The sequence below is a fragment of the Shewanella sp. S1-58-MNA-CIBAN-0166 genome, from assembly GCF_040310085.1.
In the GTDB taxonomy this organism is placed as follows: domain Bacteria; phylum Pseudomonadota; class Gammaproteobacteria; order Enterobacterales; family Shewanellaceae; genus Shewanella.
In genome coordinates this window covers 77023-102966 of record NZ_JBEOPN010000001.1, presented here as the reverse complement: position 1 = coordinate 102966, position 25944 = coordinate 77023, and the positions used below count along the sequence as shown (strand labels likewise).

Below are 25944 nucleotides of genomic sequence, written 5' to 3'. Positions count from 1 at the left end.
CTTCACTTCACTTTAAAAATACGGTCCAAATTAGCATCGAGTTGATCAGCTATTATTTTCGCTCAATGTAATCTTTGCCTAAGGGGGCGCAATCAACAACAAGATAACCAGAATAGAGGGCAGAAATGACAACTCAATCACAAGCCTAAAAATGCGCTATGCAAACATGCATAGCTATAAAGGGGTATATGCAATTTTGCATAGCTTATGTAGAGGTAGATCACATCGAGTTAACATCATAAGAAAACGTACATAATGATTTGCTAATTCGGGTAATGCTGCACAGTTTCAAGTGGAGAAAATAGGTAATATCGCGGCATGAAAACTCTATTGCTATTACTTATCATCATCACTATGCCTGTGCTCGCGCAAGACAGCATTGTCTTAGGCGTGCATTCAAAAACAGCGCCATTAGAGTGGCGTAATAACGGCGTTGATCAAGGTTTTAATATTGAGTTGATGGATAGAATTGGCCAGCTGACCAATAAGCGCATTATTGTTCGCCGAAAGAGTTTTCAACAATTGGTGAAAGATGTTCATGATCCTGACAGCGATATCGATGTGATTACTGTGGTTAGCCCGGTGAACATGGATCGCAAGTTAGCTCAATCTGATCCAATATATGCAACCCATGCTAAAGCTTATACTTTGCAAGGTAAGGCGTTAATAAACAATTGGGCAGATCTTGTTGGTAAGCGGGTTGCCATTAAAAATGGTGCCTTTGTTGATGTGTTTCTATCTGACCATCTGCAAAATTTTGACCGCGTGGATGTTGATTTGTATGAAACCGGTTTTCAATTACTGATAAAAAACCAAGTCGACGTGGTTATTGCCGAGAGCTTTGTTGCGCGGCGTTTACTTCCGCTGTATCCATCGGTGCGAAGTTCCAGTGATGCGTTAATTTATGGTGCGTTTAATTTTGTCGCGAATGAGACAAAAACCGAACTGATGTACCAAATTAACGAGGCGCTTAGGCAGTTAAAATTATCGGGCGAATACGACAAACTGGTTAATAAATGGTTTGGCACCGGGCGTGAAAAAGTTGATTTAACCTCTTCCGAAAAGCGCATGTTTGCCCTCGCAATTTTAGTGGCGATTATGTCTGCTATTGGGATGATTTTCACCGGATTTATAAGCGCTAGTTTACGCCGTCATACTAAAGCGCTCGATGCCGAATTAATTCAACGAAAGCGAATTGAAGTTGAAATATCTGAATTGTCACAACAGTTCCAATCCGTTCTCGATGGGCTTCCTAATGGCGTGACCATAGTAAACCAGGAACTCCAGCATTTATGGAGTAACGATAACAATATTCACCTGCTAGATTCAGATGGATTTTACTATGTCGACAACGATGTTTTTAAGCTTAAAGCCGCAGTATTGGAGGTGTTATCGACCCAAAAATCGCTTACTGCCGACATGCGGTATCAGCAGCAATTTTGGCAATTACAAATTCATCCCATTGCCAACAATCAGGTGGTGATTCTACTTGAAGAATCAACCGAGCAGCATCGATTACGCCAAGCTAATGAAGAAGCCAGTCGTTTAGCTTCATTGGGAGAGTTGTCTGCGGGAATTGCCCATGAAATCAATAATCCAACCGGACTTATTGTGCATGCTGTATCACTATTTACCGCGGCCATGAAAGACTTAACGCCTGCCGCTAAGCAGTATCAGAAACAAAATCCTTTCTGGTTAATTGCAGGGCTAAATCCAGACATTGCGATAGAAGAGTTACAGTATAGTTGTGGCTCTATAGAAGAGGGTGCTAAACGTATCAGTCGAATTGTTAATGACCTAAAACGTTACGCCATGCCGCATATTGCCGATCAATATACCCGAGTGAGCTTAAATGATGTGGTTCAAGTGGCCCAGCGCCTCACCGCGAATCAAACAAAATCTCATCAGATCAGCACCCTGTTATGTCAACCCAGCCCTAGCATTACAGGCGATGCTCAACAGTTACATCAGGTGTTAATTAACCTCATTCAAAATGCGTGTAATGCTTGCTCAACTCAGCTAGGGATAATAGTGATAGACACACATGTTGCAAACAATATGGCCATCTTGAGTATCCAAGATAATGGCTGCGGGATGGGCAGTGCCACATTAAAGCGTATTACCGAACCCTTTTTTACCACTAGGCGCAACGAAGGTGGTAGCGGCTTAGGGTTATCGGTGTGCAGTAAAATAATTAAAGAACATCAAGGCGAAATGCAGATTCAGTCTACCTTAGGCAAAGGCACGCAAATTCGACTTATTTTTGCATTAGCACAACAGGATTAGCCCATGAAACTAGCCAGAAATATTCTGTTAATCGACGACGAAGCAGCATGGTTACGCACACTCGCGATAACTCTGAACCGTCTAGTTCCCGAAGCTGAAATTGACACTTGTGTCGACAGTCGCCAGGTGAGTAGTCGCTTACAGGTTGGCGACTATGCGCTAGTGCTAGTCGATCTCACCATGCCATTTCACTCCGGTGAAGAGTTATTAGCGATGATCCGCAGTGATTTCCCTAACACTCGAGTCATTATAGTGACAGGGGTAAATGAGGTTGATACAGCAGTTCGTTGCATTAAAAATGGTGCTTATGACTACTTTATCAAAACAGACAATGTCGATGAACTTGCTCGTACAGTTCGCCGCGCACTTGAAGTAGTCGGGCTTGAAAGAAACTACCTTTATATCAAAGAGAAATTTTTAAGCCGAACCTTAGATAACCCGCAAGCATTCAATAACATGTTAACTTGCGAGCCACAGCTATTAGATCAATTTCGCTATCTTGAAGCCGTATCATGTAGCCCTGAGCCCTTGTTAATTTATGGCGCCAGCGGAACCGGTAAAAGCGAGTTTGCTCAATCTTGCCATGCGCTTTATAGCCCTAATGAACCCTTCGTTAGTATTAATCTTGCTGGTATTAGTTGCGAGTCATTTGAGCAAAAAATGTGTGGCCAACTGTATCATCACAATAATGGCGAGCTAGAAGCGGTTGCAGGTTTATTGCATCAAGTTGGCCGTGGGGTACTCTATCTTAACGACATTGGCACGCTACCACTGGATGCCCAAATTAAGTTATTAGCGCTGTTAGAAAGCAAACAATATTACCCTTTAGGTAGCGACACTGCCTATCCGGTAAAATGTAAGTTTGTGGTATCAACTCAAGATGATTTACTCAAGCTTCATCAAGCGGGCCAGTTTAGGAGCGATCTACTCTATCGTTTACGGGCACATAAAATTAAATTACCGCTGTTAGCTGAAAGGCAGTTAGATATTACTATGTTGATCAATCATTTCATCGCCCTTGCCGCAGCAGAAATGAATCTGCCTGCGCCGATTCAACCAAGCGACTTAGCGTCAAAACTCGCCAGTTACAATTTTCCCGGTAATCTACATGAACTTAAAGGAATGGTCTTTGATGCTGTAAGCCGCAGCGATGGCATAGCGCTTAACACCTCTGCTTTTATGGAAGCCATTAATGAACACAAGTCATTGACTGCAACGCCGCAAGACCGAATTATCTTTCCCAAACAACTGCCCACCATTGCACAGATGAACCAAGCGTTAATGGACGAAACCATGAGCCGTACCGCTAATAACCAAACTGCAGCAGCGCAAATACTGGGTATCAGCCAAAGTGCATTAAGTAGGCGGCTTAAAGGGCATTAGCGCAAAACAATGCCCGATATTAAGAGCCAAAGCCGTTTTGTGACCTTCTCGTGTATTCAATCGCGAATCGCTAATTGATCTTTGCTGAGTTTTGCTAATGTGATCGGTTCGGTTGAATGACCATGCCACTATCACTAAAAAGTGGTCAATGTTCCAAACTCGTATTTCAATGAAAGTTTATTCCCACCTTAACCTCTCCTTAACCCGTCCATCAGTATGCTTGTTCCAATATGGTGTAATACACACGTTTGGAGATGCAGTTGATGATGGTAAAACCGACCTTACGAAAGGCGATGCTGGCACTGATGGTCATAAGCCTGTTGGGCTGTAGCGCTGTCGATAATGTCAATTACGCCGACCGAGCCAGTCAAGCTGAGGCGGATACGAGTCAGCGTTTGATTGAGCCGTTATTGGCTGCATCAAATACTCAAGATGCGCCGATGCAATCTGTAGTTTGATTAACGGATTTAGATAAACCGTGCATTATAATGTGATGATAATTATATTATCATCAGGTGTTAACTTAATTCGATTGTACTGTAAGGTAATCGGCCTATAATGAGGGGTATCTTGACGCCGTACTAGGTTATGGGATCGCCGCAATGAAATACCGCACACATTTATTTTCTCTTCGTATCGGGCATGCACTCCGAGAGTCTTTAAAAGACGCTCCCTACAATGCCAATGCATTCGCTAAAGATTTATTAGCCGGCTTAACCGTTGGCATTATTGCCATTCCACTGGCAATGGCACTTGCAATTGCCATTGGGGTCGCGCCGCAATATGGGTTATATACTGCCATTATTGCTGGGTTTGTTATTCCGCTCACCGGTGGCTCGCGTTACAGCGTGTCTGGCCCTACCGCCGCGTTTGTGGTGATCCTTTATCCCATAGTGCATCAATATGGTTTGTCAGGGTTATTGCTTGCCAGCCTGTTATCCGGACTAATGTTGATTATCATGGCGTTGTTTCGCTTAGGTCGTTTTATTCAATATATTCCCGAGTCGGTCACGTTGGGTTTTACCGGTGGTATTGCTGTTGTTATCGCAGTATTACAAGTGAAGGATTTTTTTGGTTTAAGCATTAGCGAAATGCCAGAAAGTTTTGTCGGTAAGGTGGCTACCTTGGTTCAAGAAATACCAGGGTTTTCTGGGCCAACATTGCTGGTGGGATTAAGCACCTTAGTAGTGTTTATTCTGTGGCCTAAACTCAAGTTGGCGGTACCCGCACATCTTCCTGCCGTGGTTGTTGCGAGCATTGTGGCGCTGGTACTAAATCAACTCGGTTTTCATGTGGCGACAATTGGTTCTACGTTCAGCTTTACCTTAGCCGACGGCTCAATCGGGGCGGGCATTCCCTCTATGCTGCCTGACTTTGAATGGCCTTGGCTTCGCGCGCAATCCGGTGAAGTGCCATTGGTACTCACTTGGCAATTAGCCAGTGACCTATTGTCTGCCGCCTTTGCGATTGCCATGTTAGGCGCCATTGAATCGTTACTGTGTGCAGTGGTGTTAGACGGCATGTCAGGTAAAAAACACAGCGCCAATAGCGAATTACTTGGCCAAGGTATCGGTAATATTATCGCGCCATTTTTTGGCGGTATTACCGCGACTGCTGCTATTGCTCGTTCGGCAGCTAACTATAAGTCGGGCGCGGTAAGCCCAATCGCGGCCATGATCCATGCGGTGGTGGTATTAGTGTCTTTATTATCGCTCAGTACTATTTTAGCTTATATCCCCATGGCGGGCATGTCGGCGCTGCTTATCATGGTGGCATGGAACATGAGCGAAGCGCCTAAGATTGTCCATCTGGTTAAAAAAGCCCCTGCCAGTGAAATACTGGTGTTGATGGTGTGTTTATTACTGACCATATTCTTCGACATGGTCATTGCGATCAGTGCAGGGATCATTTTGGCGTCGTTATTATTCATGAAACAAGTGGCTGATATGACCAAGGTGCAAGACATTAGCGAGCAGAAGAAACACATTCATGTTGAATTACCGCCGCGTTGGAAAGTGTTTAAAATCAATGGACCATTATTTTTTGCTGCCGCCGACAGTGTCTTTGGCGAGTTGGCGCATTTGAGTGGCGACCAAGATGGGGTGGTGTTGTATTTTGATGGGGTATCGCTTTTAGATTCTGGTGGTGTCTCGGCGCTGTATAAGTTTATTGCTAAATGTAAGCATGATAATACTCGGGTATTGTTGGCCGATTTTCAATTTCAGCCACTTAAAACCTTGGCCAAAGCAGGCTTTAAGCCTGACGGCGTGCAGTGCGTGACGTATTCAACCTTGGCAGGTGCGCTAGACGATGTGGTGGCTGGAGCTTAAAAACACCATAAAGGCTGACAAACCAGTATGGTGTTTTCGATAAACTAGCTGCGATAACGTTTTGTCAGTTATTGGGCTGGTTTAGCCACTTCAATATAATGCCAAGAGTCTGCAATGTTCAGCCTTGCTGAAGTCACACGTTTATTCCGCTCAACATTAATGTGGTTAGTTTGCTCTGACCACAACTCTTGCAGGGCGGTCATCTTAAGATAAAAACCGTCCATATTAGTGGTGATCGGCGTTTCCTGATAAACCCACAAATACTTGCCCTGTAACTCGGTGCCAACATAGGTCAGCGTTAACGGATGTTGCTGCTGATCCTGCATCGAAAACGTCGAAATAGCATAATAAGCAAACGCTTCACGGCCAACGGGATCGCCGATCAGATCGGTACTTTTATCGATCACTTGTTGGGCTGCGTGTTCAGCATCGTGTAAATAAAACCGATGCTGGACTTCTAGCATGCCGCTACGCTGATTAAATACAATACTGGTGTAAGCTTCTTTTTGCTGGTGGGCCGTGACATTGCCCGCCAGCAAACTTAACGCGATAGCCATGAATCCTGCATAAAATGATAGACGCATTATTTCTTCTTCACTTTTATTTCAGGCTCTTTCAGGGCTTCTTTATTGTCATGCATAATGTCGCGATACTTATTGCCCTTACGTTCTTCTTCTTTAAAGGCTTCAATGCGTGAGGGAATAATTTGTCTTGGGTAATAGTTGTTTTCAATATCGACATCGGCTGTTTCGCCGCGACGATCAACCACGGCAGACACTAAGATTTTGTCTTTGTCGGTGACAATGAGCTTACTGACTTCAAACGGTGAACGGCGCCAAATTTCTGCAGGTAGCACCAATGACTCGGTATCACCATTTTCAAACGTGAGTTCGAGTAAAATTGGCATCACTAAGCCACCTAAATTGGCAAAGTTAAACACATAATAGTTTTTATCTTCTTTGAGTGCGCGTGCGAGTGTTTGTTGCTCCCACGGGTCTAGCTCGGCGTGTTTTTTGTTGTACTTGTTGCGCTCTTTATTGGTCACGCTAAATTGATCATATTGGTCATGATAATCAACGTTATCTGAATTAAGTTCTACCCAGGTTTTTAGGCCACTTTGTTGGTTACGCTCAACCGAATAAGGCATGGGTTTGTCTTTATAATCTTGGCGACGACGATCAAAATCAATATCAGGATTATTGCTGTCTAAGCGCAGTTTATAAATGCGATCTATCGAGATATCAACATGATCTGTGGTGTAAAACCAGCCACGGAAAAACCAATCTAAGTCGACGCCAGAGGCTTCTTCCATGGTGCGGAAAAAGTCGCTTGGAGTAGGGCGCTTGTTCATCCAGCGACGGCTGTACTCTTGAAAGGCAAAATCGAATAGCTCACGGCCTAATACCACTTCACGTAAAATGTTGAGTGCCACAGCAGGTTTAATATAGGCGTTTGGACCAAGCTGTAACACGCTGTCTGACTGCGTCATCACCGGCACTTGCACGTTAGACTTCATGTACTCAATAACGTCACTTGGCTCACGCCCCCACGGTAGCGATGGGTCCCATTCGCGAGTGGCTATGCCGTCTAAAAAGCTGTTTAAGCCTTCGTCCATCCACGTCCATTGGCGCTCGTCTGAGTTCACAATCATTGGGAAATAGTTATGGCCGACTTCGTGGATTACTACGCCGATTAAGAATTGTTTTTCCGACAAGGTATAAGTACGGCTTTCATCGTCGTGCCAAATGGTGCGTGGACCATTAAAGCTAATCATCGGGTATTCCATGCCGCCAACAGGGCCGTTTACACTAATGGCCGCAGGGTAGGGATAATCGAAGGTAAAGCGCGAATAGACTTTAAGGGTGTGAATAACCGATGCAGTTGAATAACGCTGCCAAAGTTCTCCACCTTCTTTAGGATAAAACGACATCGCCATCACTTGTGGGTTCTGGCTGCCTTTTTGTTGGTAACCTTGAGCATCCCAAATAAATTTACGTGAAGATGCCCAAGCAAAGTCGCGTACGTTTTCAGCTTTAAAATGCCAGGTTTTATTGCCTTTAGCAGTGCTTGACTCATTAGTAAGTGCTTCGTCTTCTGAGACAATAAATACAGGCTTTTTGGCTGTTTTAGCTTTATCTAAACGTTTGATTTGTTCAGGTGATAACACCTTTTTGCTGTTTTGTAATACGCCAGTGGCTGTGACGATGTGGTCGCTGGGTACGGTCATACTGACATCGTAATTACCAAACTCGAGGGTAAACTCGCCGCTGCCTAAAAACTCTTTATTGTGCCACGCTTCGTAGTCGGAATAGCTGGCAACTCGCGGAAACCACTGCGCTAATAAGAAGATGTCATTACCGCCTTTACGCTTGTCGTCAGGGAAGTGCTCGTAACCCGAACGCGCGCCAACGGCGTCTTCTTCTAAAATGTTATAGCCATAATTAATGTGTAGCTGCGTCGATTTATTGTGGCTTAACGGGGTGGGTAAATCGACGCGCATTTGGGCGCCGACAATAGTGTATTTTAAAGGCTTATTATTAGTGTCAGTAACAGCCGCTATTTGATAACCCAAGTTATTGTCAGCTAAAAATTGTTGACGACGAAGATCACCTAAACTGATTTTGGCAAAGGCATTATCACCGTAAGTGTTGTTAGCACTAACACTACCATCCACGCCATTAAATGCGGCGCTGCGTTCAGATATCGAATCTGATTTAAAACGATTTTGTTCTAGCTGTAACCATAGATATTTAAGCGTATACGGTGAGTTGTTGTGATAAGTAATCACTTGCTTGCCTTGAATGCGACGCTTTTTTTCATCCAGAGTGACATCGATTTTATAATCAACTTGTTGTTGCCAGTAGTCTTTACCTGGTTCGCCAGCAGCATTGCGGTAATCGTTTGGTGTTGGGAGGCTCTCTTCAAGTTGACGAAACTTGTCTACAAAATGACCTTTGCTTTGGACAATTTCAGAAGCCGAACTGGTAATAATAACTGAACTGGTTAATGCCAGTAACAGCAGCTGACGATACACGCGCATAAATACTCCTTTGACGTCAGCAAGCTGATGCCAATAATCCCAAAATGATGATTTGTTATATTTTTTGTAGGCGGAGTGTAACTAAATTGACCCTGTTATGCAGTGATTAGAGTGTTACGAAGTTTTGCACCTTGCTGATGCCAATTCCGTATGGCATAACAACAGCAAGCGAGATTAATTGAAAATAGGCAGGAATTTTTGCAGGTTTTTATGACGGGCCTCGTCAGAGGTCAGTTCAGGTAATATTTTGTATTTACTCATAATCTGCTGATATTCGCCATTGGCTTTTAGCATGTCGATGCCGTTAGCAAAGGTTACAGCATAAGCTTTATTGTGTGGATTAAAGCCAACATATAAAGGCACCGGTTTGCCTATGGTGCCAGCGTAGCGAAGTTGCTTGGTTAAGTTTAATTGACTCGCGGTGTACTCAATGACATTTTTGTTGTCGATGATGACCGAATGACGTCCTTTTACCAGCCGAATAATATTCATCGCTAATGGATCTCTACCCGAGGCAAAGTAGGTATTAGAATGTGCAGCAAACCAAGCATCGAGCTCAACACCATAGTCATAGCCAGTGACGACAGCAGCTTGTTGAGTGCTATTAAGGTCGGTAATCTGCTCAAATGTTTCATTACTATCAACAAGAGTATAAAAGTCATTGCTGTTATAGCCGACAATCACATCAGCATTAATCAATTGGTTTTCGGCAATGGCGTTCGGCGTCAATGCCAGTACAGCATCAATGTTGTTTCTTTGCAGTTCAATCAGTGCGCGTTTATAAGGAAGAATCTGAAATTCAATCGGTTGGCCTTGGATTTCAAAAGCGCGACTTGTGAGTTCTACAACGTAGCCTGTTTGGTTGTTGCAGATATAAGGACACCAAATATCAGATGCGATACGGATAGGTGTAGCATGGGCGTGAATACTGAAAATAGACAGTAAAACGAACAGGTACTTTAACAAGTATTTTGCTCCATGTGTTGAACGGGCGGGTATATTAATGGTTTAAAGAGTATAGGCAATCTTTTTTGATTAAAAAAAATACTACTTTATGTTTTGCTAACAAACATGCCGATTTTGTAAACAGGTAACCGGTGCCAGTAACAGGCTATTCATTATAGTTACATTTTAATAACAATTAACCAAGGTGATATTTTTATGGCAATTTTAAACAGAACATTTACCCATGTAGTAGTTGAGCAGCCTGGCGAACCCAGTGCGATGACCATGACTAAATCGACACTTGCGATGCCGACAGAAGGCCAGGTGACGATTAAGGTGCATGCCGCTGGAGTTAATGGGCCTGACATTAAACAGCGCGTTGGCGCTTATCCACCGCCAGCAGATGCCAGCCCGATTATCGGGCTAGAAGTGGCTGGTGAAATAGTTGCCGTGGCAGACGATGTTACCCAATGGAAAGTGGGCGATAAAGTGTGTGCCTTAGTGCCTGGTGGCGGCTATGCCGAGTTAGTGAATACTTACGCAGCACATTGTTTACCCATTCCTACCGGTTACAGTTTTGTACAAGCTGCCGCGTTGCCAGAAACCTTTTTTACCGTGTGGGGTAACTTGTTTATTCGTGGTGGACTTAACGCGGGTGAAACGGTGCTTATTCATGGCGGTTCTGGCGGTATCGGTACGACCGCAATTCAAATGGCGAGTCGTTTAGGCGCAACGGTATTTGCGACCTCTGGCAGTGCAGAGAAATGCCAATACTGTCTTGATCAAGGTGCTAGTGTAGCGATTAACTATAACGAGCAGCACTTTGTTGAGCCGATTTTAGAAGCAACAAATGGATTAGGCGTTAATGTCATTATGGATATTGCAGGTGGCGACTTTATTAACGAAAACCTCAAAGCGATTGCAACCGACGGACGTATGGTGTCGGTTGCCATGCAACGTGGTCCACAGGCAAACGTGGATATTTTCCGTATTATGGCTAAGCGAGTGATTTGGACAGGGTCAACGTTACGACCACAAAGCGTGGCGAATAAAGCCCTTATTGCTCAAGGTTTGGCAGAGTTCGTATGGCCGTTATTAAATAGCGGTAAAATGAGCATTCCAATTGATAGTGTGTTCCCATTCTCGCAAGTGGTGCAGGCACATGAACTAATGGAGTCGGGCACACACAAAGGCAAGATAGTGTTAGATCTACAAGCTGATCCTCGTTAAGTAAATGAATACCCTTATCAATACACATATTAATATTGTGGTTTTAATCAGCGATATATTTTGATAAAAAACTTGAAGCTTGATGTTTTTAAGCTAAAGTCGTGATCACAAAGTGATTGGCCTGAAACGGGTTAATCACTTTTGTGAGGCGTTTATTTTGTGAGAAAAATGACGATAAAGTGTTAAAAATTGACGACAACCAACATTTTTATGCGATTACTCGAAAATTTCATCGTTTTAGGCATTGATTCTCAGAAATATTCTGTTTAAATACCCACACAAATACAGAACAGATAATCGTGGCGCAGTATGAAGATGTTATCTTCAATAATCCTGCATCATTTTTAGAATATGTGTTGATTAAGGGCGTTAGCATATATGTATAACACTGCAAAAAAACAACTTTGGTTTGGTGAATTAAGAACATCGAAAGGTAACACTATCGTCGTTCATGATAATCAATTGCCAGAAGCGTCACCAGGGCGCATTTTCATGTACAACACTATCCGTAATACGATTGTGGAGTACGTAGAAGACATCGTTAAAGTTAACTTACACGACTTAGACGAGCAACAAACAAAAGCCGCTATGGCTGAGTTTGGCGATGCTTGGAAGGTGGCACGTAGTGAGTTTATGGCAAAGCATCAGTTACGAATTGATTTATCAAAAGTACCCGATACAGCGCCACCGCGTAAGGCTAAACCGGCTCCAGAGCCAGATGAACCGATTAACGCCGATGATGACATTCCAGAATTTGATGATTCAGATGATGACAATGATAGCTTTGATGACATGGGTGATAGCGTAGACGATTAAACCTGCAGATAACATTGAGTCTCTGGCTCAGTGTATTGCGTGGTCTATGTTATTATCCTGCTTATATCTGCTATAGATAACTGACTACATAAGGAATAATTTATTATTCCTTATGTAGTTTATTCCTTGTCGAAACTGTCGACAATAATCGCACCCATGGACGCGGGCATCGCGATTAAAATAATCCGTTTTAACGCTAAAATTGGGTCGGTGATTAATGGCAATTTATCTAATGCCAATAGCACAATGCTGACCACCAATAACGTTAATATATACGCTGCAATTACCCGCAACAAAAATGCTCGTCTGCGCTTAACAATATTTGCCTGAAACACACTCTGATAAGCAAACAGAGTAATAAATGCCAGCGACAATACCACCACCAATACCAAATTTAATGCAGGCAAACTGGCCGACAATCTCCATGCTTCTTCAGAAAATGCAATCGGCACCGACAGGGCAAAAGCCCCAACAGCAATTTGACCAATATCTTCGGCATTAAAACTAGATTTTACTGGCTGATTATTCTGCATCAAACTGATATCGAGTGATGTGGTGATAAACCTTGCCAGGTGTTACCCACACATCGCCGGGCAAGTCAGGTTGATTCGGCGAGTCGGGTAGCATTTGCGGTTCAATACACACAGCTTGATGATCGCTTAATACTCGCTGCTTTTTGCCTACAGTGCCTTGCAAAAAGTTTGCGCCGTAAACCTGCACCCCAGGCTGGTTAGTATAAACCGTCATATTACGGCCGCTATTCGGGCTGGCTAAACAACCAAATCGTTGTAAATCTGCACCGGGATTATCTAACACATAGCAATGGTCAAAACCCTTGGTGGCAGCTAATGCTGGGCGCTCGGTTTGTACCGACATCGGCGTGGCTTTTGCCATGTCTAAATCGCTACCTGCGGTAGGTTGCATTGCGGTAGGTACGCCAACATCATTCATTGTGAGGTACTTTTTAGCATCCACTTGCAGCGTATGTTGCTTATTAGTGTCGCTGCGATTACCGTCTAAATTAAAGTAGCTGTGTTGGGTTAAACTAATGGGACAGGCTTTATCTGTGCTGGCCAGCATTTCAATGTACAAGTTATTACCCACTAAACGGTAATCGAGTTGCACAGTACAATTGCCCGGAAATCCCATGTCGCCGTCAGGGCTTGTTAAGGTTAAGCGAACGCCATCACTTAAGGTACCGAGTTGCCACAATTTTCGATTAAAGCCCTCAACACCACCGTGCAAACAATTGCTCGCTTGATTTACGCTAAGTTGATATTGATGGCCATCATATTGGGTTTTACCATTGGCAATTCGATTGCTATAACGTCCTGCTATCGCGCCTAAATAAGCTTGTTGAGCTAGATAATCTTCGACATTGTCGCAGCCTAAGACGATATTTTTGCGTTCACCGTTACGATCTGGAGTCCATAATGATCGAATTATGCCGCCTAAACTTAATACTTCAAGTGCGATGATGCCATTATCAATTCTAACCCGTTCAATCTCACCACCACGGGGATCTTGCCAAGGTTCCAGCACACTAAAACGTACCATTTATGCCTCTCTAATCTGTAAATTGTTAACCGATGCGTCCTGCACCGCCACTTGCTGAACATAAGTATATTGTTGCTTCGATGCCAGTTTGCTTAAAATATTGGTTTTCAACCAGGTTAATCACCTCATCGGTGAGGTCATGATTAACCAGCGCCAATACGCAGCCATCGCTCATACGCACGCCGCCTTTCTCACCGATTAAAGTGGCAATCATGCTCACTAAGGTGTCAATGTCGGCAGTGATAATGTCAAAATCATCGCGCATAGATGCTTGAGACTGTGCCATTAGCTGACTAAAACGAGCAATATTGTTTTGTTGCAAAGCTCTGGCGGCATTACTCGTACGTTGATTTTCGGTGATGATATGGCGCGCTCGGCGAAATTGGACATCGCTGAGTAAGTCTTTATCTGCTGTGAGTAAGCTTAATGATAAATCACGCAGAGAATCGAGACCAAGTAACTTGGTTATCTGATTACACTCTTGCTTGCGTTGTTCAAATTGTTGGGTAAAACCATGACGGTCTTGTTTTAAGTCGATTACGATTAAGCTGAGTTCTTCAGGTAATAGCACTGATTCGCTTTCTAATTCTAAGCAATCAATCAATAAGGCGTGATCAGGCTCTGCCATCGCGCTAATGATTTGGTCCATCATGCCGCAATCTAACAACATAAATTGGCTTTCACCACGCTGAGCCAATTGGGCAATAGCGATAGGTGATAAGTTTAGCTGGCTGGCATAACTGATTGCAGTACCAAAAGCGATTTCAAGCGCTGCCGACGATGATAAACCTGCTCCTAGCGGCACGTCACCCACAATGGCTAAGTCTAAGCCTTTGGCTCGTAACCCCGATTGGTTCATGGCGGCGGTAACGCCTTTTAGATAGTGGCTCCAATCATCGCCTGCAGCAACGGGGCCTTCTTCACCAAAGTGCCATTGCTTAATTTCCCCAGGAAACGCCGTTGTTACAGCGCGAAATAAATTATCATCGCGATGCTTAACAGCAATAACAGTATGAAAATTAATTGCGGCGGGTAATGCGAGACCTTCGTTATAGTCGGTATGCTCGCCCATAATGTTAACTCGCCCGGGCGCCTGGTATAAATCATCTGGCTTGGTGCCAAATGTACGAACAAATAATTTAGTCGCGCGTTGAGCAGGGTTTGACATACTTCAAAAAATCCAACAAAGGGTGACATGGAAAGACTTGTTACTTGAGTTATAGCATGACTTAACCGTGTCTGTAACTGAGATTTTTTTATCTGAAGCAAAATTGAAAATATGCGGTAGTAAACAAAAACGCCTAGAGAGTTATCTAGGCGTTTGCAATTGTTGATTAGTTTTATGATGGCAACTCAGATGTCGTTTCATTTATTGCCGATTGATCTGGCTTATCACTACTAGCAGCAACTGAACTTGGAACCAGTTCTGGCGGTGAATCGAGTAGCTCTTTAATCACATGGTCTACAAAACCGGCACCTGCAGCTTCATACAAGTTATACACAGTATTAACACCAGATTCTTTTAATGACTCGGCATCTTCAGCGTATTGCACAATCGCGCTGATTTTTCCTTCGTAATTAAGCTTTTGCAGTTGTTGCACTGCAAACAAATTACCCGCGTGATGTGGCATTGCCAATAGTACTAACTCTAAGTGTGGCGCTCGTTCAAGCTTGACCCAAAAGTCAGTATCGCTAGCGTCACCTTGCACAACATTACGGCCTTCATTTCGATGAAAATCAACCAATTCTTGTTTGTGTTCAATCCCTAAAATTTCGCCGGTGTATTTGGCGCGTAATTCATCATATGCCCCAGAACCAATACGGCCCATCCCCAAGATCAAAAAGCGTGGATTACCAATGCGGATTTGTCTGTCTTCTGGGTGTAATGGGTGGCGTTCGAGTTTGGTTAATTTAGACTGGAAACGCTGATAAATATTACTGACGTTATTATTAAACGGCGCAGCAAATAAAAAACTAATACTTAATGCCACAGCAATAATGATCAGCCATTCTGGTGGTAACCAACCTTTGTGTGCCGCGACTGCGGCTACGATTAAACCAAACTCACTGTAGTTACCCAAGTTAAACGAGGCGAGCAGCGAGGTTCGCGACCGCAGCTTAAAGCGAGTTAGCAGATAGACAAACATCAAAATTTTCACTGGAATTAGCGCAACTAAAATCGCCGCTAAACCAATATCGGCTAAGGTCGGCAATCCATTTAACCCAATAGTTAAGAAAAATGCGACTAAGAATAACTCTTTAAAGAAATAAATAGATTTGGCTAATTCAGATGATTTAGCATGCCCAGCGAGTAAAATACCCACAATCAATGCGCCTAAATCGGGTTTTAAACCGACGGCTTCAAATAACCATGCCCCCACCACTAATGCCATAACAAGGCCAAACAATACCAACATTTCGCCGTGGCCGACCCGATCAAATATTTTATAAATAAGCGGTCTTGCAAGCGGTAGTAATAACAATGCAAATGCCCAAACCGACGGGATGTTACCTTTAGAAATGGTTAAAAATATCACCGCGAAGATGTCTTGCATAATCAAGATACCAATCGCGACTCGGCCATAAAGCGACTGCATATCACCGCTATCTTCAAGCACTTTTACCGCAAATACGGTACTGGAAAAACTTAATGCAAAGGAAATTAGCATCAGTTGATTGAAGCTGTATCCGTCGAGCTGTTCAATACCTAAAAAGCCCAATAACTTCAGTACTGGCACAAAAAATAGAATCGAACCAATTAAATGTAAGCTTGAACCCGCCCACACTTCGGCTTTAAACAGGCTTTTAAGGTCAAGTTTGAGACCAATAGAAAACAATAATAAGGTGACACCTAAGTCAGCAAGTTGCTGCAAAATAGGTAAGCTAGTGTCTTCAATGCCTAAGGTGAACAATACAAAACCAGCAGCAAGATAACCAATCAGTGGCGGTAAACCCACTCGGCTGACCAGCATTCCGCAAAGTAGGGTGATAATCAGGATAGCGGGTTCCATAAAGCGCCTTGAATGAGGGATACAAAATCTTATTGTATAAGAAAAAAGTTAACTTTCGATGACTTTAATAGCCTAAAAGCAAAAAACAGCATCTTTAGTGGCTAAAGATGCTGTTTTATATAGTGTATTACTAAATGATTCTACCAACTGCTTTTACGGTACACAGCACAACATGCGATCATTCATTAAGTTGATTTGATTAATGCTCTCACTTTGCACATTCACTCAGCCCAGTAAGTTAATGTGCTTAGTCTGTTAAGTCAGTCTGTTAACTTACTTTGCTAACAGTATATCTAAATGAGCAGCAAAGTCTTTTGGTCCCATAAAGCCGGTAACCCGCAAGTCTTCACGCTGCTCACCGTCGCTATTAAACATTAACAATGTCGGTAAACCTAACACGCCATAATGTTCTAAAAGGGTGATATCAATGTCATCGCTGGCAGTCACGTCAGCTTGCAATAACACCATTTGGTTCATACGCGTTTCCACGTCGGCATTTTTAAAGGTAATGGCTTCAAATTCTTTACACGCCACACACCAGTCGGCGTATAAATCTAACATCACCGTTTTACCGCTAATACTGGCTTTATCCAATTCAACTTCTAAGTCTTCCAGCGACTTAATACGGATAAAGTGATTGGCTTCGGTGTTGGTTTTGCCATCAATACTGGTTTGGGTCATATTTGAGGATTGATGACCAAAGCTGCTCATTAATGCTTGGAAACCATATGAGAAACTTGCCATCAAAGCCAGTAATAACAACACCCCACGAGTGCTTTGTTTCCAGTTAAATTCTGACAACCTGTTTTGATGCATTAAGTAAGCGATTAAGCTTATTGCCCATACTGACCAAAGTAAATCGGACACTAAACCAGGCCAAATACGACCAATCATTACAATAGAAACTGAAATCAGTAAGAAGCCAAAGATGGTTTTAATAATGTCCATCCACGCTCCTGCGCGCGGTAAAATTTTGCCACCCGAAGTCCCAATCACTAATAACGGTAAACCCATACCCATGCTGAGTACATACAGCGCTAAAAAGCCTTGCAGTAAATCACCAGACTGCGCCACGTAAATCAGCACGCCAGATAACGGCGCCGTGGTACAAGGCGAAGCGACTAAACCTGAAATCACCCCCATCATAAACACACCAATAAGGTTGCCACCTTTTTGATTGTTCGACATCGAGTTCATTTTTTCTTGCCACTTCGATGGCAGCTTTAAATCGTACATGCCAAACATCGATAAGCTCAGCAGCACAAACATCACCGCCAAGAAAATCAAAATAGCAGGGTGTTGTAATGCCGCTTGAAACTTAAGTCCGGCAGAGGCAACCACTAATCCTAATAATGAATAGGTAATGGCCATGCCTTGCACGTAGGCCATTGATAGGGTGAAGGCTTTAGCGGTAGAGAGCTTCTTGCCTTGACCAACAATAATGCCCGACAAAATAGGGTACATCGGAAACACACACGGTGTTAATGCTAAACCAATACCTAAACCAAAGAAAATAACTAAAGTCCATAATAGGCTATCGTTTTGGAGCATTTGGTTTAACGTGTCTTGCTGAGTAATCGGTGCCGCTGGTGCATCGGTTGCCGTTGTTGATGCTTGCGCATCATCAGGTGCGCCAATCACTTTTTTACTGCTTAACGTGCCGTCATTTGCTTCAATCGCTGCTAACGTTACATCGTGCTTGGTTGGCGGATAACACAAGGTACCTTCTGCACAACCCATAAAGGTGACATGAAATACCGCATCGGCTTGCGCTTCTTTAAACGCGATAGGGATTTCAACAAACGAGTAAAACACCTCTTGGTCGCCAAAGTATTCGTCATGATGGTTTTTACCATGAGGTAATTCAATATCACCAATCACCGCACCGTCGACCGAAAACTGCAGCTTATCGCGATATAAATAATAGCCCTCTGCAATCACAAAATTGATTTTGAGCTGATTACCTTGTTGTTGGTAATCAAACACAAAAGCATCGTTAACCTTCATTAACTCAGGTTCGCTGCTTAAAAAGCTGAATTTATTACTCAATACATTAGCGCTGTGTGCTGCTGGCGCGAGTATCATTGATGACATCATTAACAATGATGTCAGGCATATGGCGACGAGTTTTTTCATGATGGTGAGTTGTCTTTTATCCATTGTAAATAAGGGCCAAAACCACCGGTAATTGGAGTGGCAATGAATTCTGGTACTTCATAAGGATGCATTGTGATCACGAGCTGTTCAATTGCATGGTAATCAATTGCCATGCATTTTATCTGTATTGGCACTTCGTGTGACTGACAAATGTTATTGTCCCAATAATAAATTGACTCAACGGCTTGGCCTATTTGTACACATGCCGCTAACTTTGCCTCTACTAATGCAGTCGCAATACTGGCTGCAATGTCAGCATCTGGGCAAGTGGTCAATATAAGTAGCAGTTCAGGTTTATACATAAGTTGTCTTAAAGTTTACTTAAGCTAATGCTGTTATCATGCACAAGGTCATCACAGTACGCTTTTTTAAACGCATTTTCATTAAACTGAGGTGATATTCGTGACGCGTCTTGAAAAGAGACCCGTTCACCCCCATTTAAGTTTCATCGGCAACAGTTTTTTTACAGGTCGCCACTCTGTTATCTTATAAGTCGTCACTCTATCAAAAAGCGATCCTTAGAGGCCAATATGTTTTTTATTTTATTGTTAATATTTGTTTTAATACCGGTTATTGAACTCAATGTACTCATTGAAGTTGCCAGCTCAATTGGTTCATGGACCACGGTCGCGTTAGTGTTATTTACCGCGGTTGTTGGAGTGTCATTGGTACGCAGCCAAGGCCTTAGTACTTTAATGAGTGTGCAACAAAAATTAGCCCGAGGTGAAGCTCCGGGGCAAGAAATTGTTGAAGGTATGATGTTGGCTGCCGCTGGGGTGTTATTGCTTATTCCTGGTTTTGTTACCGACTTTATTGGCTTAATTTTATTAACCCCATTTACCCGCGCTCCTATCGCGGCGTTTTTATATAAACGTATGCAACTTCGTGTTGTGGCTAATGGTGGTATTCCCCCTGGCTTTGGTGGCGGACAAAGTCCTTTTGGACAGTCCGGTCCATTTGCAGGGCAAAAGCCATTTGATCAACAGGGCAAAACTTTCGACGGTGATTTTGAACATAAAAATGATCGTCCACGTAGCCATCAAATTGAAGTAGTTGATCTTGATGATGACATTAACAATGATCGTGATGATGACATTAAAGATAAGCGCCATGACGACAATCGCGACGATATTATAGATGTAGAGCCTATTAAGCCCAAAGATGACGACAAGCCGTCTTAATACGCACCATTTATGACACCATCTTAATACACATTATGGTAATACCAGCTTATTTAACAAACCAAGTTTGATCTGTGATTTGCCGTGATGTGTAGAGCGTGTTTTGTTAAGCGCCGCGCTTAGCACTTGATCAAATATAACGTAAACAGCCGACTAATGCAGATGCATTACTTGGCTGTTTTTGTTTTTGCGCCTGTCTCGGAATCGGCTTGCCGCTGGAGTTGCTTATCTTGCTGAGCACCAAACCAAAATGCACTGATGATACTTAATCCCCAATTGGCTAAAAATATCCAAGTGAGTATCGGCATGGTTGAGCTACTGTCGATGGCAACGTTGGATACCGCAGCATAAATAGAGGTTAAATCGTTGCCGATATTGCCTGCTAAAATTTGCTCCGCAATCACTTGTGCACGGCTAATAATTTGATCCATTATCACCAAAATACACACCATACTGACACTGATAAATCCCCAGCCGAGTAGCTTTTTACCCAACCAAATCTGGCCACTGCCAGGGCAAACAATGCCAGAGAGCATGGCGGCGTAAATGGATTTTTTCATGTTAGACCAAGATTTTATGCAAGTAATATAGTGTTATTAATCCACTGACACAGATTAAAAAGCAAGTGTGGCTGCCATTATTAACACAGTTTAATATTCGCCCAGGCGAGAGGTTGGTTTATTGGTATCGTCTTGCTCGCCGTCTGTAGCTAATGAGTTATCTGAACAAGGCACCGTGTGCTTAATCTCTTTTGGCTCACTAATTTGAGTAGCCAGGTAATAACAAGCTATCCCCATCAATGTATTAGCAATGGGTAACGCCAATAAAATACCTTTCACTCCGCCAACATACGAGCCTAGCGCCGCCAGCGGTAACATTAATAACATTAAGCGGCACAAGTTAATCACCAGTGAACTCAACGGCCTATGGTAAGCATTTAAGCTAGTAGCAACCATAATAACAATGGCAAGTGGCCCATAAGAGGCAGGCAACACCATAATATAAAAACTCAACCACTCAATAACCAGTGGGTCGTGAGTAAACAATCTTGCGATAGGTTCGGCATAAAAATACAGCGGAATAAACAAGATTGTTTGAAATACAAAAGCAAATCGCAACGACATCAATAAGGCTTTTTTGGCGCGTTCAGGTTGGCTGGCACCTAGGTTTTGGGCAATAAATGGCATTAAACTCGACGACAGCGCCATCACCACAATCAATAATACCGACTCAAGCCTAATTCCGGCGCCAAAGGCCGCCACACCCGCATGATCAATCCGTGCCAACATGGCCATTATAATGCCGTTGGCAATAGGATTTATTACATTCATTAACGCGGCTGGGCGGGCGATATGGGATAAGACTTTCCAATGTAAAATTAATCGACCCACATCAAAATCAGCAAACTGAACCAGTTTACGTTTGACAATAATCAAGTGGCCAGCAAATGACATTGCCACTACCCAAGAGAGTGTGGTCGCAATAGCAGCGCCTTGAATTTCTAAACGCGGAAAAGGGCCAATGCCGAAGATAAGTAACGGGTCGAGAACCAGGTTTATAATGGCGGCCAGCATCATAATTTTAGCCGGTGAGTGAGTGTCACCTGTGGCACGTAATGCTTGATTACCCACCATTAATAGCACTAAGGCAGGCGCGCCTAAATACCAGTACCACATGTAGTCATTAATTAATGGCAAACTGGCACCGTTAGCACCAAGCAAACTAAAAATAGGTTCAATAAACACACAGCCGAGTATCGACAAGCCCCAAATAATCACCAGTGTCATGCACAAGGCATCAAATAAAAACACTCTGGATTCGGGCGCATGCCCAGATCCAATCAAACGACCAAGATTGGTTGACACACCCGCGCCAATGCCAATGCCGATGCTCGTAATCACTAAGGTTACCGGAAACGTAAAGCTCACTGCTGCCAGTGCATCTGTACCCAACTGGCTAATAAAAAAAATGTCCACCAGACTGCCACCTAGAATGGTCATAATCCCAATCAGGTTAGGCAAAGTCATGTTAAGCAGTACACGACCAATAGGTGCGCTGAGCAACCCGTGTCTGTCTTTCATCTATTCTCAAACGTTTGCTGTTTCAAAGGAGCCGAATTCTATCAGGATTAGCATTGCTTTAATAAAACAGACGTAAAAAAAGTGCAATTATTTTTAAAATTCCCCTTGGATCTGTGACCAGTCACCCCCATATCACATGCATCAAGGGGGAAACCCTTATTTGTTAGTCAATAGCCTCGCTTTTTGGGCATCAAATCATTAGGAGAGTTCATAGATGAATATTCGTCCATTACATGACCGCGTTATCGTTAAACGCTTAGAAGTTGAATCTAAATCTGCAGGCGGTATCGTGCTTACAGGCAGCGCAGCAGAAAAATCAACTCGCGGTAAAATCCTTGCAGTAGGCAACGGTCGTATCTCAGAAAATGGCACAGTTACACCACTTGACGTTAAAGTGGGCGACGTAGTGATCTTCAATGAAGGTTACGGCGTGAAGAAAGAAAAAATTGACGGTGAAGAAGTGTTAATCCTGTCAGAAGCTGACCTGATGGCAGTCGTAGGCTAAGCCTCACGCATCAATCGACTTTCCAATTAATCATTAAATTTAAAGGAACATCAAAAAATGGCAGCAAAAGAAGTCTTATTTGGTAACGACGCACGCGTAAAAATGCTTGCAGGCGTTAACATCCTAGCCAACGCAGTTAAAGTAACCTTAGGCCCTAAAGGTCGTAACGTTGTTTTAGATAAAAGCTTTGGTTCGCCAATGATCACCAAAGATGGTGTGTCAGTTGCTAAAGAAATCGAACTAACAGACAAGTTCGAAAACATGGGCGCACAAATGGTTAAAGAAGTTGCTTCTAAAGCCAATGATGCTGCCGGTGACGGTACCACTACTGCAACAGTATTAGCACAAGCTATTGTTGTTGAAGGCCTAAAAGCAGTTGCAGCGGGTATGAACCCAATGGACCTTAAGCGCGGTATCGACAAAGCGGTTATCGCAGCCGTTGCTGAACTTAAACTACTTTCTCAAGAATGTTCAGACACTAAAGCGATTGCTCAAGTAGGTACAATTTCTGCTAACTCTGACGAGTCAATCGGCGACATCATTGCAACCGCAATGGAAAAAGTCGGTAAAGAAGGCGTTATCACCGTTGAAGAAGGCCAAGCGCTTGAAAACGAATTAGACGTTGTTGAAGGTATGCAGTTTGACCGTGGTTACTTATCACCATACTTCATCAACAAGCCAGAAACTGGCAGCATTGAATTAGACAGCCCATTCATTTTATTAGTAGACAAAAAAGTTTCTAATATCCGTGAATTGTTGCCAATCCTTGAAGGTCTAGCTAAAACAGGTAAGCCATTGCTTATCGTTGCAGAAGACGTTGAAGGCGAAGCATTAGCAACACTCGTTGTGAACAACATGCGTGGCATCGTTAAAGTAGCTGCTGTTAAAGCACCTGGTTTTGGCGACCGTCGTAAAGCAATGCTTCAAGACGTTGCAATCCTAACTGGCGGTACTGTTATCGCTGAAGAAATCGGTCTAGAACTTGAAAAAGCCACTCTAGAAGATTTAGGTACAGCTAAGCGCGTAATCATCACTAAAGATAACACTACAATCATCGATGGTAGTGGCGACCAAGTGCAAATTTCTGCACGTGTTTCGCAAATCAAACAACAAGTTGAAGATTCAACTTCAGACTACGACAAAGAAAAGCTTCAAGAGCGTATGGCTAAGTTAGCTGGCGGTGTTGCAGTAATCAAAGTTGGCGCAGCAACAGAAGTTGAAATGAAAGAGAAAAAAGCGCGCGTAGAAGATGCATTACATGCAACTCGCGCAGCGGTTGAAGAAGGTGTGGTCGCCGGTGGTGGTGTTGCCCTTGTTCGCGTAGCAAGCAAAATTAAAGATGTTGAAGTATTGAACGAAGACCAAAAGCACGGTGTGGTTATTGCCCTACGCGCTATGGAAGCGCCACTTCGTCAAATCGCTACTAACGCAGGTCAAGAAGCCTCAGTTGTCGCTAACACTGTTAAAAACGGCACCGGTAACTTCGGTTACAATGCCGGTAATGACACTTACGGTGACATGTTAGAGATGGGTATCCTAGACCCAACTAAAGTGACTCGTAGTGCGCTACAGTTCGCCGCATCTATTGCTGGTCTTATGATCACAACAGAAGCGATGATTGCTGAAGTACCACAAGATTCTGCGCCAGATATGGGCGGAATGGGTGGTATGGGCGGAATGGGCGGCATGATGTAATCTAGCTTGTCTAAATCGGTGATAACTGCGTTGCTTCACCACTCGTTTATGAAAAACTAAACGTCGTGGTAAAGCGCCTTGTTCTAACCCGATTTATCCTGCGCTATATTGCTTGTCGTTCTAAAGCCTAGAAGCTTAGAGCTAAATTTCTTGTAAAAGAAAAGAGAAAGCCTCGATACCTCACGGTATCGGGGCTTTTTGTTAAGGGGGTTTATCTCATGGATAAAGACTGGGTTATATAGAAGAGTAGGCTGAACTAGGTTATAATATAAGCGTTATCGCGGAGGGTATAATGGCAAATACAACAAAAGATAAAACACCTAAAAACGCTCGAGTGTTCACGCCGAAAATGAGCAATTTTGAAATGAGCTCTCGCTATGAAGGTTTATCTATGAAGAAAGAAAATGCCGGAAAATCGATTGATGATTTGAAACTGAAGTATGCGCGATAAATACGGGGTAAGCCACGACAGTTACTGTTACCCTGATTCGGAAGTACTTCAAAATAAGCTTAATATTCAGGACTATGACAACCTCGCCGAAGCCGAATTAGCCTTTACTGCAACTCGATACCGTGAATACTCTTCAACAATTACCTCGTTACAAGACTTTAACCTAAAACATCTACAAAGCCTGCATAAGCAACTATTTCAAGATATCTACCATTGGGCTGGTGATATTCGAACCGTGGATATTTCTAAGGGGGATACGCGTTTTTGTACATGTTCAAGAATTGAGGCTGAAGCGAACAAACAATTCTCTCGAATCGTATTATTAGAACGATTCGATTCAAAACATGAACTAATTGCAGAAATCACCGATATCTTTTGTGAACTGAACATTATTCTCCCATTTAGAGAGGGAAATGGAAGAACGCAAAGATTCTTTTTTGAAGAGCTCTTTTTCTATTTTGAGCTGAGTGTTAATTGGCCTGATATTTCGAAAGATGAATGGGTAAATGCAAACATTCAAGGGTATTTAGGCGACCTGAGATCATTAAATCAAATATTGAGTGATGCCACTTCATCAATTTAAGCATTCTCTTATGCCTCATTGGGGGTGTAGAACTTGATGAATACCGGGTTACCTAGATTTCAAACAATTATTAAAGGGCAAATTATGGAGCAGTTTAGGAGTGAGTTTATTAAGGCTAGAAAGATATTTTACGAGATTAAGCATCTTAAGCTCACGTATGAACAGCTCTATAGTGATGCAGAAAATCGACAGATTATTTCAGAGGCTTCACTCGAGTTTTTTAGATTAGTACATTGGTCATTCCGTGACTCAATGATACTGCAATTGTGTAAGCTGACGGACCCAGCAAAGCAAGGTAGAAATAAGAATCTTACTTTGGAGTACTTATTAAGTACTAGTGAGGTTAAAAAAAACGCCAAATATCAGGAGATCACTGATGTATATATCCAGAAAATCACCCATTTACGTAAACCTCTAAAAGAGTTTAGACATAAATTAGGTGCTCATGCAGATTATCCAACGATGATGAGTTCGAGTATTGTCGATCCTGTAGAAGGTGAGATTTTTGCTTTATTTGATGCAGTTGAAGAGTTTTTTATCTTGATGAATTCCAGTGTTTTTGGTTGTAGTTCACTTAAAAGCAGTTCATCGTCTAATAGTTATAGAAAAGGAGCTTCTGATTTACTGAAAATTTTAAAAAAACAATGAAAGTAAGCACATATAAAGGTGCCAAGGGAAAAGGTAATCGTTATT

23 protein-coding genes are annotated in these 25944 nt (G+C 42.9%); 12 read left to right on the top strand and 11 right to left on the bottom strand.

Annotation, left to right across the window (positions count from 1 at the left end; translation table 11 throughout):
- Positions 1 to 318: 318 nt before the first annotated feature.
- The 4 genes from AAEY99_RS00450 to dauA all read left to right on the top strand — a co-directional run bounded on the left by AAEY99_RS00450 (position 319) and on the right by dauA (position 5999).
- The gene (locus AAEY99_RS00450; RefSeq protein WP_351008490.1) at positions 319 to 2286 is read left to right on the top strand and encodes an ATP-binding protein; all 1968 of its coding nucleotides are present in this window, start codon (positions 319 to 321) and stop codon (positions 2284 to 2286) included.
- A 3-nt stretch (positions 2287 to 2289) separates the two neighbouring features.
- Positions 2290 to 3669 (top strand): sigma-54-dependent transcriptional regulator, encoded by a 1380-nt coding sequence (locus tag AAEY99_RS00445; RefSeq protein ID WP_351008487.1) that lies wholly within the window; start codon positions 2290 to 2292, stop codon positions 3667 to 3669.
- Between the two features lie 263 nt (positions 3670 to 3932).
- Positions 3933 to 4127, top strand: a complete 195-nt coding sequence (locus tag AAEY99_RS00440) for a hypothetical protein (protein ID WP_101084999.1) — start codon at positions 3933 to 3935, stop codon at positions 4125 to 4127.
- A 144-nt stretch (positions 4128 to 4271) separates the two neighbouring features.
- On the top strand, positions 4272 to 5999 hold the full coding sequence (gene dauA, locus AAEY99_RS00435) for a C4-dicarboxylic acid transporter DauA (RefSeq protein ID WP_335692217.1): 1728 nt from the start codon (positions 4272 to 4274) through the stop codon (positions 5997 to 5999).
- A gap of 68 nt (positions 6000 to 6067) precedes the next feature.
- Here the strand turns inward: dauA and AAEY99_RS00430 are convergent, their stop codons facing one another.
- From AAEY99_RS00430 to AAEY99_RS00420, 3 genes are all read right to left on the bottom strand, one after another.
- Entirely contained in the window at positions 6068 to 6583 is a 516-nt protein-coding gene (locus AAEY99_RS00430; RefSeq protein ID WP_351008482.1) for a DUF6702 family protein, read from the bottom strand.
- Entirely contained in the window at positions 6583 to 9033 is a 2451-nt protein-coding gene (locus AAEY99_RS00425) for a M1 family metallopeptidase (protein WP_351008712.1), read from the bottom strand. The genes AAEY99_RS00430 and AAEY99_RS00425 overlap by 1 nt, the downstream gene beginning before the upstream one ends.
- A gap of 180 nt (positions 9034 to 9213) precedes the next feature.
- On the bottom strand, positions 9214 to 10005 hold the full coding sequence (locus tag AAEY99_RS00420) for a substrate-binding periplasmic protein (protein WP_350998668.1): 792 nt from the start codon (positions 10003 to 10005) through the stop codon (positions 9214 to 9216).
- Positions 10006 to 10200: 195 nt separating this feature from the next.
- Here AAEY99_RS00420 and AAEY99_RS00415 point away from each other — a divergent pair, with 195 nt between their 5' ends.
- Together AAEY99_RS00415 and AAEY99_RS00410 are read left to right on the top strand one after the other, a co-directional pair.
- Positions 10201 to 11214, top strand: a complete 1014-nt coding sequence (locus tag AAEY99_RS00415; RefSeq protein WP_182743797.1) for an NAD(P)H-quinone oxidoreductase — start codon at positions 10201 to 10203, stop codon at positions 11212 to 11214.
- A gap of 378 nt (positions 11215 to 11592) precedes the next feature.
- Positions 11593 to 12030 carry a hypothetical protein gene (locus AAEY99_RS00410; protein WP_101085004.1) on the top strand — a complete coding sequence of 146 codons (438 nt, stop codon included), beginning with the start codon at positions 11593 to 11595 and terminating at the stop codon, positions 12028 to 12030.
- Positions 12031 to 12149: 119 nt separating this feature from the next.
- Here the strand turns inward: AAEY99_RS00410 and AAEY99_RS00405 are convergent, their stop codons facing one another.
- From AAEY99_RS00405 to cutA, 6 genes are all read right to left on the bottom strand, one after another.
- Entirely contained in the window at positions 12150 to 12563 is a 414-nt protein-coding gene (locus AAEY99_RS00405; RefSeq protein WP_335692222.1) for a DUF2391 family protein, read from the bottom strand.
- A complete protein-coding gene (locus AAEY99_RS00400; RefSeq protein WP_182743798.1) occupies positions 12553 to 13587 on the bottom strand; it encodes an aldose epimerase family protein in 1035 nt (344 codons plus the stop codon). Before AAEY99_RS00400 ends, AAEY99_RS00405 begins: the two co-directional genes overlap by 11 nt.
- A gap of 25 nt (positions 13588 to 13612) precedes the next feature.
- Positions 13613 to 14755 (bottom strand): galactokinase, encoded by a 1143-nt coding sequence (gene galK / locus AAEY99_RS00395; protein WP_101085007.1) that lies wholly within the window; start codon positions 14753 to 14755, stop codon positions 13613 to 13615.
- A gap of 172 nt (positions 14756 to 14927) precedes the next feature.
- Positions 14928 to 16598, bottom strand: a complete 1671-nt coding sequence (locus AAEY99_RS00390) for a cation:proton antiporter domain-containing protein (protein ID WP_350977569.1) — start codon at positions 16596 to 16598, stop codon at positions 14928 to 14930.
- A 273-nt stretch (positions 16599 to 16871) separates the two neighbouring features.
- Positions 16872 to 18734: a protein-disulfide reductase DsbD gene (locus AAEY99_RS00385; RefSeq protein ID WP_162024416.1), complete on the bottom strand. Its 1863-nt coding sequence runs from the start codon at positions 18732 to 18734 to the stop codon at positions 16872 to 16874.
- Positions 18731 to 19057, bottom strand: coding sequence for a divalent-cation tolerance protein CutA (gene cutA, locus AAEY99_RS00380; protein WP_162024017.1), 327 nt, complete (start codon positions 19055 to 19057; stop codon positions 18731 to 18733). The genes AAEY99_RS00385 and cutA overlap by 4 nt, the downstream gene beginning before the upstream one ends.
- A gap of 228 nt (positions 19058 to 19285) precedes the next feature.
- Between cutA and AAEY99_RS00375 the strand changes: the two genes are divergently transcribed.
- Positions 19286 to 19936: an FxsA family protein gene (locus AAEY99_RS00375; RefSeq protein WP_351008478.1), complete on the top strand. Its 651-nt coding sequence runs from the start codon at positions 19286 to 19288 to the stop codon at positions 19934 to 19936.
- Between the two features lie 167 nt (positions 19937 to 20103).
- Here AAEY99_RS00375 and AAEY99_RS00370 read toward each other — a convergent pair whose 3' ends face one another.
- Positions 20104 to 20496, bottom strand: a complete 393-nt coding sequence (locus tag AAEY99_RS00370) for a hypothetical protein (protein WP_162024015.1) — start codon at positions 20494 to 20496, stop codon at positions 20104 to 20106.
- A gap of 90 nt (positions 20497 to 20586) precedes the next feature.
- Entirely contained in the window at positions 20587 to 22017 is a 1431-nt protein-coding gene (locus AAEY99_RS00365; RefSeq protein ID WP_351008475.1) for an MATE family efflux transporter, read from the bottom strand.
- Positions 22018 to 22231: 214 nt separating this feature from the next.
- Here AAEY99_RS00365 and AAEY99_RS00360 point away from each other — a divergent pair, with 214 nt between their 5' ends.
- The 5 genes from AAEY99_RS00360 (at position 22232) to AAEY99_RS00340 (ending at position 25899) form a co-directional block, all read left to right on the top strand.
- On the top strand, positions 22232 to 22522 hold the full coding sequence (locus tag AAEY99_RS00360) for a co-chaperone GroES (protein WP_011639076.1): 291 nt from the start codon (positions 22232 to 22234) through the stop codon (positions 22520 to 22522).
- A 57-nt stretch (positions 22523 to 22579) separates the two neighbouring features.
- A complete protein-coding gene (groL, locus tag AAEY99_RS00355; RefSeq protein ID WP_351008473.1) occupies positions 22580 to 24217 on the top strand; it encodes a chaperonin GroEL in 1638 nt (545 codons plus the stop codon).
- 292 nt (positions 24218 to 24509) lie between these two features.
- Positions 24510 to 24668, top strand: a complete 159-nt coding sequence (locus tag AAEY99_RS00350; RefSeq protein WP_351008470.1) for a hypothetical protein — start codon at positions 24510 to 24512, stop codon at positions 24666 to 24668.
- Positions 24658 to 25251, top strand: coding sequence for a Fic/DOC family protein (locus AAEY99_RS00345; RefSeq protein ID WP_351008468.1), 594 nt, complete (start codon positions 24658 to 24660; stop codon positions 25249 to 25251). Before AAEY99_RS00350 ends, AAEY99_RS00345 begins: the two co-directional genes overlap by 11 nt.
- Positions 25252 to 25287: 36 nt before the next feature.
- Complete coding sequence (locus AAEY99_RS00340) at positions 25288 to 25899, top strand: AbiU2 domain-containing protein (RefSeq protein WP_351008465.1); 612 nt, start codon at positions 25288 to 25290, stop codon at positions 25897 to 25899.
- Positions 25900 to 25944 lie beyond the last annotated feature (45 nt).